Origin of the sequence: Halorientalis salina (genome assembly GCF_005049285.1) — an archaeon.
GTDB classification, from domain to species: Archaea; Halobacteriota; Halobacteria; order Halobacteriales; family Haloarculaceae; genus Halorientalis; species Halorientalis salina.
Genome location: NZ_SOSC01000005.1, coordinates 87877 through 101966, shown reverse-complemented (window position 1 = coordinate 101966; position 14090 = coordinate 87877). Strand labels below are relative to the sequence as shown.

At 63.0% G+C, this 14090-nt stretch carries 14 protein-coding genes; 3 read left to right on the top strand and 11 right to left on the bottom strand.

The window, feature by feature from the left end; genetic code table 11:
- Positions 1–94 precede the first annotated feature (94 nt).
- Both E2481_RS11255 and E2481_RS11250 read right to left on the bottom strand, forming a co-directional pair.
- Positions 95–442 (bottom strand): hypothetical protein, encoded by a 348-nt coding sequence (locus tag E2481_RS11255; RefSeq protein ID WP_136717250.1) that lies wholly within the window; start codon positions 440–442, stop codon positions 95–97.
- A 3-nt stretch (positions 443–445) separates the two neighbouring features.
- Positions 446–1486, bottom strand: coding sequence for a zinc-binding dehydrogenase (locus E2481_RS11250; protein WP_136717249.1), 1041 nt, complete (start codon positions 1484–1486; stop codon positions 446–448).
- 82 nt (positions 1487–1568) lie between these two features.
- Between E2481_RS11250 and E2481_RS11245 the strand changes: the two genes are divergently transcribed.
- Positions 1569–2216, top strand: a complete 648-nt coding sequence (locus E2481_RS11245; RefSeq protein WP_136717248.1) for a MogA/MoaB family molybdenum cofactor biosynthesis protein — start codon at positions 1569–1571, stop codon at positions 2214–2216.
- A gap of 14 nt (positions 2217–2230) precedes the next feature.
- Here E2481_RS11245 and E2481_RS18980 read toward each other — a convergent pair whose 3' ends face one another.
- Both E2481_RS18980 and E2481_RS11235 read right to left on the bottom strand, forming a co-directional pair.
- Positions 2231–4762, bottom strand: a complete 2532-nt coding sequence (locus tag E2481_RS18980; RefSeq protein WP_136717247.1) for a PKD domain-containing protein — start codon at positions 4760–4762, stop codon at positions 2231–2233.
- 435 nt (positions 4763–5197) lie between these two features.
- Positions 5198–5515, bottom strand: a complete 318-nt coding sequence (locus E2481_RS11235; protein ID WP_136717246.1) for a cupin domain-containing protein — start codon at positions 5513–5515, stop codon at positions 5198–5200.
- Between the two features lie 106 nt (positions 5516–5621).
- Between E2481_RS11235 and E2481_RS11230 the strand changes: the two genes are divergently transcribed.
- On the top strand, positions 5622–6296 hold the full coding sequence (locus tag E2481_RS11230; RefSeq protein ID WP_136717245.1) for an MBL fold metallo-hydrolase: 675 nt from the start codon (positions 5622–5624) through the stop codon (positions 6294–6296).
- Between the two features lie 3 nt (positions 6297–6299).
- Here the strand turns inward: E2481_RS11230 and E2481_RS11225 are convergent, their stop codons facing one another.
- The 4 genes from E2481_RS11225 to E2481_RS11210 are packed head-to-tail and all read right to left on the bottom strand — an operon-like array spanning position 6300 to position 9822.
- Positions 6300–6623, bottom strand: coding sequence for a DUF7126 family protein (locus tag E2481_RS11225; RefSeq protein ID WP_136717244.1), 324 nt, complete (start codon positions 6621–6623; stop codon positions 6300–6302).
- Positions 6620–7201, bottom strand: coding sequence for a PH domain-containing protein (locus tag E2481_RS11220; RefSeq protein ID WP_136717243.1), 582 nt, complete (start codon positions 7199–7201; stop codon positions 6620–6622). The genes E2481_RS11225 and E2481_RS11220 overlap by 4 nt, the downstream gene beginning before the upstream one ends.
- A gap of 45 nt (positions 7202–7246) precedes the next feature.
- The gene (gene guaA / locus E2481_RS11215) at positions 7247–8164 is read right to left on the bottom strand and encodes a glutamine-hydrolyzing GMP synthase (protein WP_136717242.1); all 918 of its coding nucleotides are present in this window, start codon (positions 8162–8164) and stop codon (positions 7247–7249) included.
- A complete protein-coding gene (locus E2481_RS11210) occupies positions 8164–9822 on the bottom strand; it encodes a CTP synthase (RefSeq protein WP_136717241.1) in 1659 nt (552 codons plus the stop codon). The genes guaA and E2481_RS11210 overlap by 1 nt, the downstream gene beginning before the upstream one ends.
- A 194-nt stretch (positions 9823–10016) precedes the next feature.
- On the opposite strand from E2481_RS11210, the gene E2481_RS11205 reads away from it, so the two are divergent.
- Positions 10017–10901, top strand: coding sequence for a PKD domain-containing protein (locus E2481_RS11205; protein ID WP_169302428.1), 885 nt, complete (start codon positions 10017–10019; stop codon positions 10899–10901).
- Positions 10902–10971: 70 nt separating this feature from the next.
- On the opposite strand, the gene E2481_RS11200 is transcribed toward E2481_RS11205, so the two are convergent.
- From E2481_RS11200 to E2481_RS11190, 3 genes are all read right to left on the bottom strand, one after another.
- Positions 10972–12084: a hypothetical protein gene (locus tag E2481_RS11200; RefSeq protein WP_136717239.1), complete on the bottom strand. Its 1113-nt coding sequence runs from the start codon at positions 12082–12084 to the stop codon at positions 10972–10974.
- Between the two features lie 157 nt (positions 12085–12241).
- The gene (locus E2481_RS11195) at positions 12242–13489 is read right to left on the bottom strand and encodes a DNA double-strand break repair nuclease NurA (protein ID WP_136717238.1); all 1248 of its coding nucleotides are present in this window, start codon (positions 13487–13489) and stop codon (positions 12242–12244) included.
- An 89-nt stretch (positions 13490–13578) separates the two neighbouring features.
- Complete coding sequence (locus E2481_RS11190) at positions 13579–13974, bottom strand: DUF7522 family protein (protein ID WP_136717237.1); 396 nt, start codon at positions 13972–13974, stop codon at positions 13579–13581.
- Between the last annotated feature and the right edge of the window lie 116 nt (positions 13975–14090).

Below are 14090 nucleotides of genomic sequence, written 5' to 3'. Positions count from 1 at the left end.
CGCCGATGTTTGACACAGCCCGGAATAAGGATTCGGGCTTCAGGCCCAATATTGAGAACGGAGAGTTGCGGACAACAGGTGGTTTCGGCCGCAGTTATCTCGAACGAGAACGAACGGCCGACCAGACGGCGACGAGGCCGAGCAGGAACGCGGGAACCAGCGGCAAGACCAGGTAGGTGTGTCGGAGCCCGAGTCCGAGACCCGCAATGGCCCCACGTGCCGTCGGGAGGAGGTAGAGTATCCCCGGGACGATCAGGAAGGCCGTCACGACGGCACCCACCAGCAGCCAGCCGCGCCAGTCGAACTCCGCCCCGGTTTCCGACGGCGTGTTCCGCGGGTACGTGTCCGCGGGCCCGGTTCCGGGACTGTCTCCGTCGTCGCCAGCAGGGGCTGTGCCCGCGCGATCAGCGTCCGGTTCGTGGACGTAGGTGTCGTCGGTCACGGGTTACAGTTCGCTGTCGGGGACGACGACGACCTTGCCGAACCCCTCGCGGTTCTCCAGCATCTCGTGGGCCCGGCTCGCCTCGCTCATCGGCAGGGTGTCCCGGACGCGGGGTTCGAGGTGCCCCTCCCAGACCAGTTCCAGCACGTCGTCGACCTCGCCGGGCGTCCCCATCGTCGACCCGAGCACGTTGAGCTGGTTCCAGAAGATGCGGTTGATGTCGGTTTCGGGGTTCGGACCGGTCGTCGCGCCGCAGGTGACGACCCGGCCTCCTTTCGCCAGACTCGCCAGTGAGTTCTGCCAGGTCGCGGCCCCGACGTGGTCGACCACCACGTCGACGCCGCGCCTGCCCGTCAGGTCGCGGATCTCGTCGGCGAAGTCCTCGTTCTCGTAGTTGATGACTTCGTCGGCGCCGAGTTCCCGCGCGTACTCGAGTTTCACCTCGCTGCTCGCCGTGGCGTACACTTCCGCACCGGCGTACTTGGCGATCTGGAGCGCGGCGTGGCCGACGCCACCGCTGGCACCGAGCACCAGCACCGTCTCGCCGGGTTTGACCTCCGCACGCGTCATCAGCATCCGCCAGGCGGTCTGGAACACGAGCGAGGTCGACCCCGCGACTTCCCAGTCGACGCCGTCGGGAACCGGTACGAGGTTGTCAGCCGGGACGGCCGCCTGTTCGGCGTGGACGCCACGGACGTGCTCGCCGATGATGTGGAAGTTGACACACAGCGTCGGATCGCCGTCTCGGCAGAACTCGCAGTGGCCACACGAGACGCCCGCGGAGACGGCGACGCGGTCGCCCGGCTCGAAACGGCTCACGTCGTCACCGACCGACTCGACGACCCCCGCGGCGTCGCTGCCGGGGATGTGCGGCATCTCCAGGTCGATCCCCGGGAGGCCGCGCCGTGTCCAGACGTCGAGGTGGTTCAGCGCGGCCGCTTTCACGTCCACGAGGACCTCGTCGTCGTCCGGGTCCGGATCTGCGAACTCGCCGTATTCCAGGACATCGGTATCGCCGTGCTCCGAGAACTGAACTGCCTGCATACTCCGTAGGTACGCTCGCGTGTCCAAAACGCTGCCGGATCTCGCAGGGGAAGTTTACAAGCACGGCACCACAACACCGCCCATGGTCGACTTCCAGTCACGCGACAGCCGATACACCGACGACGACGCGGCGGACGAGGAAGACGAGGACGCGGACCCCCCGGACGATGACCCCGGCGGGGACGACCATGGTGACCACGCCGAGCACGATCAGCACGCCGACCACACTGACCACGACCACCACGCCCACGACAAGGCTGACCTCGGCGTCGGCATCGTGACGGTGTCATCGACGCGCACACGCGAAGACGACCCGTCGGGCGACGCCATTCAGGCGGCCGTCGAGAACGCGGGCCACGAGATCGCGGTCAGGGACGTCGTTCGAGACAACTACGACGGCATCCAGAACGCGGTCGACGCGCTGGTCAGCCGGAGTGACGTAGACCTCGTCCTCACGACCGGCGGGACCGGCGTCACGCCCGACGACGTGACCGTCGAGGCCTCGGAACCGCTCTTCGACAAGGAACTGCCTGGGTTCGGCGAACTCCTGCGTCTCCTCTCCTACGAAAAAGTCGGCACGAAGGCCATCTGTACCCGTGCGACCGCCGGGATCGCCGACGGCGTCCCCGTGTTCTGTCTCCCCGGCAGCGAGGACGCCGCGACGCTCGGCGTCGAGGAGATCATCCTCCCCGAAGCGGCCCACCTCGCCGGTCTCGCGACCCGCGAGTGACTGCAACGTGACGCCTAGTACCGTCGCGTCACTGCAGCGACCGAGAGCACCACCGCGACGAACCCACCGAGGATGCCGAATCCGGGACCGTCGGAACTAGTCGTAGTCTCCGAACGCTCGGTTTCGGTCTCGGGTGTCTCCGTGTCGCTCTCGGTCCGTGCCGTGTCGGTTTCGGTCGTGGCTGTCTCGGTTTCGGTCGTCACGTTGGCGGTGCCCGCAGTAACCGTCCGCTGATCGACCGTCGTCTGGTTACCGGGCGTTTCCTGACTCAGCCCTTCCTCCTCGGGGTCGCTGTCGACGTCCTGCTCGGTCGACTCGTCTCCGTCCGACCCGTCGTCAGTCGTTGACTCGTCGTTGTCCGTCGTTGACTCGTCGTCGTCCGTCTCGTTCTCGACGGTGAACGACCTGCTGTGGTTGCCGATGACCGCCCGGTACGCGCCCGACTTCTCGAACACCAGCGACGAGGAGGTAACGGACCGCTGCCCTGGCGATATCGTCAACTCGGATTCGTTCACGACCGTGGCGTTACTGCCGTTGTGTCCCTCTCTGTGGACGGTCAGATCGAACCCGTACTCGTCGTCGATGTCCTCGGTGTCCGAGAGCCAGACGCTCACTTCGACCGCCTCGCCGCGTGGTATCGAACTCGCGTTGAGTTCGATGTACTCGACCGCGGGGTTGCTGGTTGACTCCTCGAAGTAGGGACCGTAATCGCCCGAATAGTCGGCCATCGACCCGCTCGGATCGATGTCGATCTCGTCGTCCGCCGAGTCGTCGCTTTCGTCTCCGTCTCCGCTGTCACCGTCGTCACCGTCGCTTCCGTCGGATTCGTCGCCATCGGAACCGTCGGAGCCGTCATTGCCGTCGTTACCGCCGTCACCGTCGGATTCCTCGGCGGTCACCTCGAACTCCTCCGTTAGCTTGTCGGAGTTCCCGGCGCTGTCCCGTAATTCGACGGTGACGGTGTGGGTTCCGGTAGTCGAGAACGTCTCTTCGAGGGTTCGACCGTCGGGACCCGGTTCTCCGTCGACGTACCAGCAGACGTGCGTGATTTCGCTCTGATCCGTGACGTTCTCGGCAGTGATCGTGACGGTCTCGTCGACGGTCACGGTCTCCGGGATCACGATGTCGGCGGTCGGTGGTTCCGTGTCCTCGCCGTCGTCACCATCAGACCCATCGGAGCCGTCGTCGCCATCAGAGCCGTCAGATCCATCGCTGCCATTGTCACCATCGGAACCGTCAGATCCATCGGAGCCGTCGTCACCATCAGAGCCGTCAGATCCATCGCTGCCATCGTCGCCATCAGAGCCGTCAGATCCATCGGAGCCGTCGTCACCATCAGAGCCGTCAGATCCATCGCTGCCATCGTCGCCATCAGAGCCGTCAGATCCATCGCTGCCATCGTCACCGTCTGATCCGTCAGATCCATCGCTGCCATCGTCACCATCGGAACCGTCAGATCCATCGCTGCCGTCGTCACCATCGGAACCGTCAGATCCATCGCTGCCGTCGTCACCATCGGAACCGTCGGATTCGTCGGTGACAGTCACGGAGACGGTCGCCGTATCGGTGTTGCCCGCCTCGTCAGCCACCGTGACACTGGCGTCGTACGTGTCGGCCGTTCCGTACGTGTGGGTGATCGTCGCGTCCGAGGTCGTCCGTTCGACGGACCCGTCACCGTCGAAGTCCCAGCGGTACTCGCTGATCGCCGAGTCGTCCGTGCTCGCACCCGCGTCGAATGTGACGGACTCGTCGACGGGGACGCTCCCGGAACTTGCCTCGAGTTCCGCCGAGGGGGCTGTCGAGTCACACGACGAACGGGTGACCGTGACGTTGCTGTCCATCTCTAACTCCTGAGTGGTTTCCCTGTCGGTGTAGAGCCGCCAGCTCTCGACGCGGTCGTCACCGCCGGCGCTATACCAGTCGCCCCAGTGGTCGGCCGCCTCGTTGAACGCTGGATCGATGGTGATACTGACCTCTTCCGAGGCGGTCAGTCCACGGAAGGCGCCGCCGTCGGTTCGGTCGTCCGTCCACTTCCAGTCGATCTTGGTGTAGGTCTCCTCGATGGTGTAATCGTCGTCCTGAGTCTGGTTATCGATCGTGTAGTAGTCGTCCCTGACGGCCCACTCACCGTCGGCGGGGAGCCCGGAGAACTCCATCGTGAGCGTGCTCCCGTGGGCTGCGTCATCGGCGTACTCGTCGTGGAGGAAAACAAGACTGTACCCCTCACTTCCGTGATAGACAAAGAGGTTACTCACCTGGTTGTCCTGGAGGGCGGTCGTCCCAGCCGAGCTGAAATCGGCGGCGGTGCTATAATTGTAGTAGTCCTCGATCGTCTGCGTACCGTCTCCCAGGGGCCTGACTTCGTAACACTCTCCCCCTTGTCTGATGGCGAACGACTCCTCGGAGTCGGTATCGTTGCTTTGCGCGAGGTCGGTCGACGCCCCTCCTGTATCGGTCGCGCCGGCGGGCACGGCCAGGGCGAAGACCGAACAACAGAGCAGGGCGACGAGTATGCCGGCCTGCCAGCGTCCTCGCGTACCGGTCATGCGACCCCGCCTCCCGCGAGAGTGTCGTTCAGGCGGGTCGGAGCCGAGGTGAACGGGGTTGGTCCCGGGGACGAACTCGAACGGGCGGCCGTCGTCCCTCTGAACCGTCGTCTGCCCAATCTGTCGTGGGGTCGACGACGGCGGCTTGCACTGGTTGTCGGATTACGAATGGGTAATCCAGTCATAGGATACGAGGAGAACCGTCCACGTTCCCGCCCATTGTTATGAACAGTCTGCCGGCTGGCTATGATCGGATGCGGAAAGCGTCGTCTACGACCGCCAGTAAATGCCCGTTATGTGCTTTGTGGCCGTCCGTACACGCGAAACTATCCGGGTCGAGAAATCGGCGTTTACCGGCACATCGGCGGGTTCCTCCCGTCTCTGTCGGAAACGAAACGGATCGTCGGTCGGAGAAATCGTCCCGTAAGCGCGGCCCTACCCTGGAAGTGGACAGAGGCTCGCGGTCAGCACTGCCGTTTCGTCCGTGTCGTTGCGTGCCCCGTGTGCCTGCCCCCGTTCGTTGAGAACGACTCCCGGTGCAGTTACGGTCTCCGCGTCGTCGCCCTGGAGGACCGTGACCGTCCCCTCCACCACGTGGAAGACGTTCGTTGCGTCGGCGTGTTCGTGCGGATCGAGCGTCGCACCGGGACCGAGCGCGAAGACTTTCACCAGCACGTCGTCGGTCACCGCCAGTTCCTCGTCGATGACCTCGCCGTCGTCCGGGTCGAGGTCGGGAAGCCTGTCGAGTGCCATACCGACAGGTCGGTCGGCCCTGCCTTATCGGTTCGGGCGACCACCACGCGGGAGCCCAGTCTGCCGCCAGACGTGGCTTTTACTCGCTCCAGGTCCGAACGGACACATGGTCACCGCTCTCGGGGACGGTCTCTGGTGGTACGACCTGTTCGGGGTGAACGCCTATCTCGTCGACGACGGCGGGACGCTGACGCTCGTCGACGCAGGCAACCCCTGGGACAGCCGATCCCTCGTCCTCGGTATCGAGGAAGCCGGACATGCTCCCGAGGACCTCGACCGCGTTCTCCTGACCCACTACGACTTCGACCACGTCGGGACGCTGGGTCGACTCCCTGGACTCGATGCGACGGTCTACGTCGGCGAGGCCGACGCACCGCTCGTTTCCGGGGAAAAACGACCGCCGGTCACCAATCACAAGGGCCTCCTCCAGACCGTTCTCGGCCCCGTACTCAAGCCACCGGGTCTTCCCGTCGAAACGGTCGAAGACGGTGACGAGATCGGGTCCTTCACTGCGTACCACACGCCCGGGCACACGCCGGGTCACGTCGCCTACGTCAGCGACTCGCTGGATGCCGCGTTCCTCGGCGACCTCGTCGTCGAGTCCGGTGGCGACCTCCGGCCGTCGCCGTGGCTCATGAGCTACGACACGGACGACGTGGCGGCGAGCATCCAGGATCTCGCCGACCGTGCCCCGTCGTTCGAGATTGCCGGGATGGGACACGGCGTCCCGTTCCGGACGGGCGGCAGTGTGCGCCTCGAACGACTGGCGCGTTCCCTGTAGATCTCAGTCGGCAGCGAGTTCTTCCGCGACGGCCTCGGGGCTGAACAGCTCCGGGTCGAGCAGCATGTCGGCCTGTCCCTTCGCGAACTCCGGGAGCGAGTCGCTCGCGTAGACGATGACGTGCAGGTCGTCGTTTAAGTCCTTGGCGACCGGGATCGAGGTCGCGAGCTCGGTGTCGGTCAGCACCAGCACGTCGGCGTCGACGATGCCGGCGTCTTCCAGTGCAGGACGGTTCGCGGTGCCGCCCGCGCGCGTGACGACGATACCCGTCTCGTCGAGTGCCGTCCCCAGGTCGTGCTCGTCGGGACCGGCGATGACTGCGTTCATGTATCGTTCCGTGACGCCCCCGGGGTTTGGCTCTCACGGTCCTGGCCCGCTGGCTCCGCTCCCTCGTCGTCGCCGTCCGCTCCGTCTCCCCGGTCCTCGACATCGGCCTGCAGTGCGCGCTCGATGGCGTCGGCGTCGCGGACGCGTGGCAATCGAAGCCTGTGGCCGTCGGCGTCGTACACGTCGAACGTCCGGGTGCGGGCGAGTCGGTCAGCGACGGTCACCCGTACCTGCACGTCCGCGATCTCGGCCCGCGGAACCGTCACCGTGTTCGCCCCGAACGTCCGCCGTACCCACCCGGGAGTGATCTCGACGGCCATCCGACGCTTCCTGGCCGTGTCCCGCAGGAGTGCCAGCCCGACCCCGACGCCCCACAGGAGCGCGGCCGTCCGGAGCGAAAGCGGAGGTGCGGGAACCCCACCGAGCGCCGCGACGCCCCACCACAGCACGACGAGGACGCCGAGGACGAGCGCGTAGACGACGCCCGCGATGGCCAGCAAGAGCGGGTTGCAGACCGGCACTGCCCGGACGGTCGAGCGGATCGGCTCCGGGACTCCTGGGAGGTCGGGATTCGCCATCGATAGCGGCGACCACCCGTGCCAGCGAAAAGAAGGTGTCGAGGGTTACTCGTACTCGATCGTCGCCGGCGGCTTGTGTGTCACGTCGTAGAGGACGCGCGCGACGTTGTCGTTCTCGCCGGTGATGCGCGACTGGATGCGCTGGAGCGTCCCCCAGTCGACCTCCTGGGCGCGGGCGGTCATCCCGTCACGGCTCTCGACCGACCGGACGGCGACGACCCACCCGTGGACGCGGTTGTCGCCCTTGACGCCCGTCGCCTTGCCGATGACGGCCGCGAGCGCCTGCCACGGGTCGTGGTCTTCGAGTTCTTCCTCGACGACGTGGTTGGCCTCGCGTGCGACGTCGAGTTTCTCGTCGGTGACTTCGCCGATGATGCGGACCGCGAGCCCGGGACCGGGGAACGGCATCCGCTCGGAGATGATCTCCTCTAAGTCGAGTTCGCGCGCGACCTCCCGTACTTCGTCCTTGTAGAGGTCCCGCATCGGCTCGACGATGCCCTCGAAGTCGACGACGTCGGGCAGCCCGCCGACGTTGTGGTGGGACTTGATCGTCCCCTCGCTCTCGATGCGGTCGGGGTAGATCGTCCCCTGGACGAGGTAGTCCGCCTCGACCTCGTTGGCGACCGTCTCGAACTCGCGGATGAACTGCTCGCCGATGATGTGGCGCTTCTCCTCGGGGTCGGTCTCGCCTTCGAGGGCGTCGAGGAAGCGGTCTTTGGCCTCGACGATGCGCAGGGAGTCCATGTAGTCGAAGGTCTCGCGGATCTCCTCGGTCTCGCCTTTCCGCATCAGTCCGGTGTCGACGTAGACGGGGGTCAACTGGTCGCCGATGGCCTCGTAGGCCAGTGCCGCGGCCGTCGAGGAGTCGACGCCGCCCGACAGCGCGATGATGGCGTGGGCGTCGCCGACCGATTCGGCGATCTCCTCGATCTTCTCGTCGATGAACGAATCGACGTCGACCATTATGCCTCCACCTCCTCTTCGGTGCGACCGCGAGCGTCGTCACCGTCGAGGATCGCCTCCAGCAGGCCGACGAAGGGCGGTGAGGCCCGGCCGGGCCGCGAGCGGAACTCGGGGTGGAACTGCGTGCCCACGAAGTACGGGTGGTCGGGGAGTTCGAGGATCTCCATGCGGTTGTTGGTGTGGCCGGAGAACCGTAGTCCTGCCTCCTCCAGGTCGTCGATGTACTCGGGATTGACCTCGTAGCGGTGGCGGTGGCGCTCCGTACAGGACGTGTCGCCGTAGATCTCGTGTGCGACGGTCCCCTCGTCGATGTCCGTCTCGTGGGCACCGAGTCGCATCGTTCCGCCCATGTCCTCCAGGTCGTACTGCTCGGGCAGCAGGTCGATGATCGGGTGGGATGTTTCCGGTTCGATCTCGGCCGAGTGGGCGTCGTCCAGTCCGAGGACGTTCCGCGCGAACTCGACGACGGCCATCTGGAAGCCCAGACAGAGTCCCAGATACGGTAGGTCGTTCTCACGGGCGTACCGTACGGCCTCGATCTTCCCTTCGATGCCGCGGGAGCCGAAGCCACCGGGGACGACGACGCCGTCGACGTCGTCGAGTTCCCCGTCGTAGCCGTCCGCCAGTTCTTCGGAGTGGACCCAGATGGGATTCACGTCGACGCCGGCCTCCAGTCCGGCGTGTTTGAGCGACTCGTGGATGGAGATGTAGGCGTCTTCGAGGCCGTACTTCCCGACGAGTGCGATGTCGATCTCGCCCGTCGTCTCCTGTGTCACGAGGTTCCGCCAGCGGTTGTCCCGCTCGTCCTCGGGGAGCGCCTCCTCGGCCAGGTCGAGTCGCTCCATGACGTACTGGTCGAGTCCCTCCTCCTCGACCATCAGCGGGACGTGGTAGATGTCCTCGACGTCGGGGTTCGAGAACACCGCTTCGGTGGGCACGTCGCAGAACAGCGCGATTTTCTCCTTGACGTCTGGGTGGAGTTTGTCCTCACAGCGCCCGACGAGGATGTCCGGCTGCAGACCGATAGAACGCAGTTCCTTCACGGAGTGCTGGGTGGGTTTGGTCTTCTGCTCGCCGTTCTTCGAGTAGGGCACGAGCGTGACGTGGGTAAAGAGAATATCGTCCTCGTCTTGCTCGTGTGCGAACTGTCGCAGGGCCTCCAGGAAGGGCATCCCTTCGATGTCTCCGACTGTGCCGCCGACCTCGACGATACAGACGTCGTGACCCTCTGCCGCTTCCCGGATCCGGCGCTTGATGTCGTCGGTGATGTGCGGGATGATCTGGACGGTCTTGCCCAGGTAGTCGCCGGAGCGCTCCCGCTCGATGACCTCCTGATAGACTTTGCCCGTCGTGACGTTGTGGTCGAAGGTCATGTCGATGTCGAGGAACCGCTCGTAGTTCCCCAGATCGAGGTCGACCTCACCGCCGTCTTTCAGGACGTAGACCTCCCCGTGCTGGTAGGGGTTCATCGTCCCCGCGTCGACGTTGAGGTACGGATCGATCTTCACGGCAGTCACGTCGAACCCGGCGTTGGCGAGTAGTCGTCCGGTACTCGCGGCTGTGATTCCCTTTCCGAGCCCTGACATGACCCCGCCGGTTACAAAAATGAACTTCCGGCCCTTCGTAGGGTCGTAATTCTGCGCTGATTCCGTCGGCATACCGACGGTCCGCGCGCCCCAGTCAAAACGATTTCGGAGCGGTGCCCCTCGTGAGAGTCGCTGCCAGTCACCTCGCCAGTCCCGTGTCCCACGAGACTACCTGACAACGGGCCAACAGACTAGCCAGGTTTAAGTGTGAAACCGAAAGTACGGCCAGGTGTACGGACATGAGATCGGTGGTAGTGGGGGTTTTCGTGGTAGTCGTACTGTCTACAGGGGCGCCGGGGGTCGGCCTCGCCGGGGAGCCGCCGCTGGCCGACGCCGGGCTGGACCAGCAGACGACCGTCGGTGCGACGGTGCAACTGGACGCGACCGGTTCCCGCGACCCCGACGGATCGATCACCGCCTACAACTGGACGATCGAGGCACCCAACGGCTCGACCCTCGAACCGTCCTGTGGGAGTTGCGGGACGACCACGTTCCGTCCGACCCGCATCGGCCAGTACAACGTGACCGTTTCCGTCACCGGCGAGGACGGTTTGAATCAGTCGGACACGCTGTACGTCGAAGCGAACGCAGGCACCGGGCCGTCGGTACAGCTCTCCGGAACGGAAAACCCGACCGTTGGCAGTGATACGACCTATACCGCCGACGCGAGCGCCGGGAACGTCCCCCTCGAACGCGTCGAGTGGCACGAGAACGATAGCGAGGTGGGGAGTCAAGCCATCGGGGGCGACCAGCAGGCTGTGGACCACGAGTTCACGTTCGCTAACGCGACGCCCCGGAACGTGACTGCGACCGTCATCGACGTAGCCGGGCAGCGGACGAACGAGTCACTGGTCGTCCGACCGCAGGCTCGTCGTAGTGGTGGTGGTGATCACCGACAAGGGTTCTATCGATCGGGGGTTGACGGGGGCGAATACGTCGAGGCCGCGCCGAGTGTGGATAAGGAAGGCTACAATACCGTCATCGACGAAAATACTGGTGAAGTCGAGGGAACAGTAGAGTGCTGTTATGAGGGGGACAATGGAGATAGTCCATATAGCGTTGATGAAAGTGATGAAGAATCTGATAAAGGATCAGATGATTCTGATAGTGTCAAAGATGGCGGGGAATCTGGGAATACTGGAGGATTATAGAAATTCAGGATGTTTTAATTGTTTCTCTTTGTGGTAATTCAATATATTGCAATCAATAACTGATAATGTATTATTTACCTAGTATATTAGATTCATAATTGAGTCTGTCCTCAATTAATAATGAAACCTCATTATATGACATTTCATTGGTGGCAATCTTGGAAGTATCAACTGAATTTTGTATTTGCCAGGTTTTGACATCATGTGTGTTACTGTTCTCAACGTATCGTTCTTCTAGATATAAATCTGGGCCAATTGTCGTATTTGAATTATATATATCATGACCACTACTGAATTCGTCCTTATTGTCGCTTTTGCTATATGTCTCTAATATTTTTATCATCTCATTCATCCGCTTATCTGTGTTTTTTGGATGTGTCACCGTTGAATAATCAACAAACACCATTGCACCATATTCTTCGACCCGAACAATGGAAACATTCTCTGGTGATTGTTTTTCAAGACGCTGTTTGAAATTATATGGACTCGGCCCAAAATTGCCATATTTATATTCACTAGCTGTCGCAGTAATTGATTTTAAAAATGACTCCCCATTCCAAGCACCTTCTATATATTTGAGTACCCATGCTCCGTCAATTTTTACACGTGCTGCTGGTTCCGTTGAAGTTCTATTTTGATATGAAATAACATCAACTTCGTCGAAAGAGAGAATCTCATCGCTTTGTAGCGAATTATTCATCGCGTGAGTGTATGCGAGGGCGGCGACACGGATCTCGTTCAACCCGTCTTCAGTATTGTAGTATTCGACCCTGAGTCGAGTGTCGTTGTTCGATTCGTTCCCGTACGGTTCGAGTTCGACCGACTTGATCTCGATTTGGCTGGAGTGTAAGGTCGTACTGTTCTCCCCCGGCAAATCGAGCGAGGACATATTCGTATCGTCCGATCGCAAGATATCGCTCATCATCGCGGCGTATTTCGGCAGCGACTCTCCGGACTCGTTACGTGTGGTGTTGTTGCCAGGGGCCGGACTTTCGGACGCGTTTTCCTCAGGCGTCGCAGTGGTATTCGATTGGGGAGTCGTCGGCGTCACGGTGGCGGGCGTTCTCGAAGTGGTCTCGTTTGCGGGTGTGGGCGTTCCATTACCAGTGAGCGCGGAGCAGCCAGCACCGGCGATCGAGAGCGCCAGAACCAGCACGATTCCGATGCGGAGGCCACGTCTCATCGGTGGCGGCCTCCACTAACTGCGATCGACGACGTTCGATACGCTGGTGACCGACGGGACTTCATGTAGTCGAGCAAACTCATTGTCCGTCGATAGACTCGTTTCCGTTCATAATTGTTCGGAAAATACGACGAACGGGGAGCGGGCGCTCGATCTCTCACTCGACGTGGTCCCAGCGCACGTCGTTGTACTCGCGCTGCTGGCCGCTCGAAAACGTGTCTTCGAGTTGCTGCTGGAGTGCCCGCTTCTCCTGGCGGCTGATGCGCGCGAGTTCGTCGGCCTTCTCGACGGCCAGGGGTGGGCCGTTCCGTGCGGCCACGTCCGTCAACATCTGCATCGTCAGGTCTTCGCGCAATTCTTCGTCGCTCGTGAACGCGTAGGGGGCCTCGACGCGATAGAGCAACTCCTCGCGCGGGTCGTAGATGACGAAGAACGTGACCTCGTACTGCTCGGGGGCGAGTTCCTTGTCGAGGTCCAGATCGAGGTCACCCTCCACCGAGAGCGTGCGGTCGGCTCCGCATCGGGAGACGAACCAGTTAGTGAAGGTCAGCGCGTCGGTCTCCGTCTCGCCGTCGTCGTCGGTCCGGCGGAGCAGTTGCTCGAAGAAAGCGGCGTCGTTGACCCAGGGAGCGTTGTGCTGGCGGCGAACCGCGCGGGTGATGGCCTTCGAGGCCGTGCTCTTGACGAAGCCGATCAGCGGGACGTCGCGTGTGACGAACGTCTCCACGAGGTCGACGTAGTTCTGGACCACGTCGCGGGGGCGTTCGTCCTCGACGAGGACTTCCGCGAGCGTGGGGTCCTGATTGGTCCACTTCAGCAGGCCGGTGGGATAGATGGGGCCGTCGAGAATCAACAGATCGTCGACCACCTCTGCCTGGAGATCGGCGTGGTGGCTCTCGGCGAGATAGAGCGCGAGCGCGTGGACGACGGTCTGTTCGAACCGGTCGACGCGGGGTGCCTGGAGGATACGGCCCCTGCTAAAGCCGTCGTCGAACATGGTCCAGTCGTCCTCGCCGACGGCGACGGTGGCGTCGTTCGAGTGGACCGTGCTCACGACCGAGCGCGCGCGGTGGAGTTCGAGTTCCGAGGGGACCGATGCCATCGCAGCCTGTGCCACGTCGATGACCAGTCCGTTCTTGAACGTCGTGGGGTTGATGGTGCCAGAATCCAGTCCGTGCTGGGTGGGAAACGGGGACTCCATGAGGGCGGCGTCCTCGACGTCGACGAGGCGGCGGCGTTGCTCGCCGAGCGGTTCCAGCACCGGACTGCCGTCCACGTAGAGCGGGTCGAGGAACTCCGCCCAGACAGTGCCCGCGAAATCCCGGTGGTCGCTGGAGTCGACACCGCTCTGGATACGGCCGGCGAGCTGGGCGATGCCGTCGAAATGCACCGGGTCGAGCGTCATTACCCACCCCATCGAAGGGGGGCATCAAAAACATCTGGGACCGGACGCTACGCACCGACTCCGGGGACGACGGTCCAGAAAGCGCCCGGTCAGTCGTCGCGACCGGTCTTCTCGTTCAGCACTTCCTTGATGGCTTTCGCGTAGGAGTTGAAGTCGCGGATGGTCGCGCCGTCGGTGGTCAGGAACACGCCGTCGCGGTCGCTGGTGACGCGGACGAGAAAGCCGTTCTCGAAGACCCGGATGGTGTACTTGTACTCGCCGAGTTCGGTGCCCCGATAGGCGTTGGTGGTGTTCTTGAAGCCACGCCACTCGTGGCCGATGAAGCTATCGAGGTCGGCGTCCCGCTGGAGGTCCTCGCGGAGATACAGTTGCTCGAAGTTCGAGCGCGTGAAATACGTGAGCGAGCGCAGGCTGTCACCGGCCGCTGTCCGAGCGGTGGTGACGAGTCTGTCAGCGAAGTCCTCGTCCACGATCGTGGAAGCCATGCGTTAGCTCTGGCCCCCCTCTTATATAACATCGGTGGTCGCCGACCCCTCTGCCGGGGTCGGTGACGAGAGCGGGGACTCCGACGCCTCTTTAGGCACCTGTGCCGTCCCCTCGG

What these genes read in the sequence shown, in the direction of transcription:
- E2481_RS11250 (WP_136717249.1), bottom strand. Translation starts at nt 1,486, where the DNA reads ATGCAGGCAGTTCAGTTCTCGGAGCACGGCGATACCGATGTCCTGGAA.
- E2481_RS11245 (WP_136717248.1), top strand. Translation starts at nt 1,569, where the DNA reads ATGGTCGACTTCCAGTCACGCGACAGCCGATACACCGACGACGACGCG.
- E2481_RS18980 (WP_136717247.1), bottom strand. Translation starts at nt 4,762, where the DNA reads ATGACCGGTACGCGAGGACGCTGGCAGGCCGGCATACTCGTCGCCCTG.
- E2481_RS11235 (WP_136717246.1), bottom strand. Translation starts at nt 5,515, where the DNA reads ATGGCACTCGACAGGCTTCCCGACCTCGACCCGGACGACGGCGAGGTC.
- E2481_RS11230 (WP_136717245.1), top strand. Translation starts at nt 5,622, where the DNA reads ATGGTCACCGCTCTCGGGGACGGTCTCTGGTGGTACGACCTGTTCGGG.
- E2481_RS11225 (WP_136717244.1), bottom strand. Translation starts at nt 6,623, where the DNA reads ATGAACGCAGTCATCGCCGGTCCCGACGAGCACGACCTGGGGACGGCA.
- E2481_RS11220 (WP_136717243.1), bottom strand. Translation starts at nt 7,201, where the DNA reads ATGGCGAATCCCGACCTCCCAGGAGTCCCGGAGCCGATCCGCTCGACC.
- guaA (WP_136717242.1), bottom strand. Translation starts at nt 8,164, where the DNA reads ATGGTCGACGTCGATTCGTTCATCGACGAGAAGATCGAGGAGATCGCC.
- E2481_RS11210 (WP_136717241.1), bottom strand. Translation starts at nt 9,822, where the DNA reads ATGCCGACGGAATCAGCGCAGAATTACGACCCTACGAAGGGCCGGAAG.
- E2481_RS11200 (WP_136717239.1), bottom strand. Translation starts at nt 12,084, where the DNA reads ATGAGACGTGGCCTCCGCATCGGAATCGTGCTGGTTCTGGCGCTCTCG.
- E2481_RS11195 (WP_136717238.1), bottom strand. Translation starts at nt 13,489, where the DNA reads ATGACGCTCGACCCGGTGCATTTCGACGGCATCGCCCAGCTCGCCGGC.
- E2481_RS11190 (WP_136717237.1), bottom strand. Translation starts at nt 13,974, where the DNA reads ATGGCTTCCACGATCGTGGACGAGGACTTCGCTGACAGACTCGTCACC.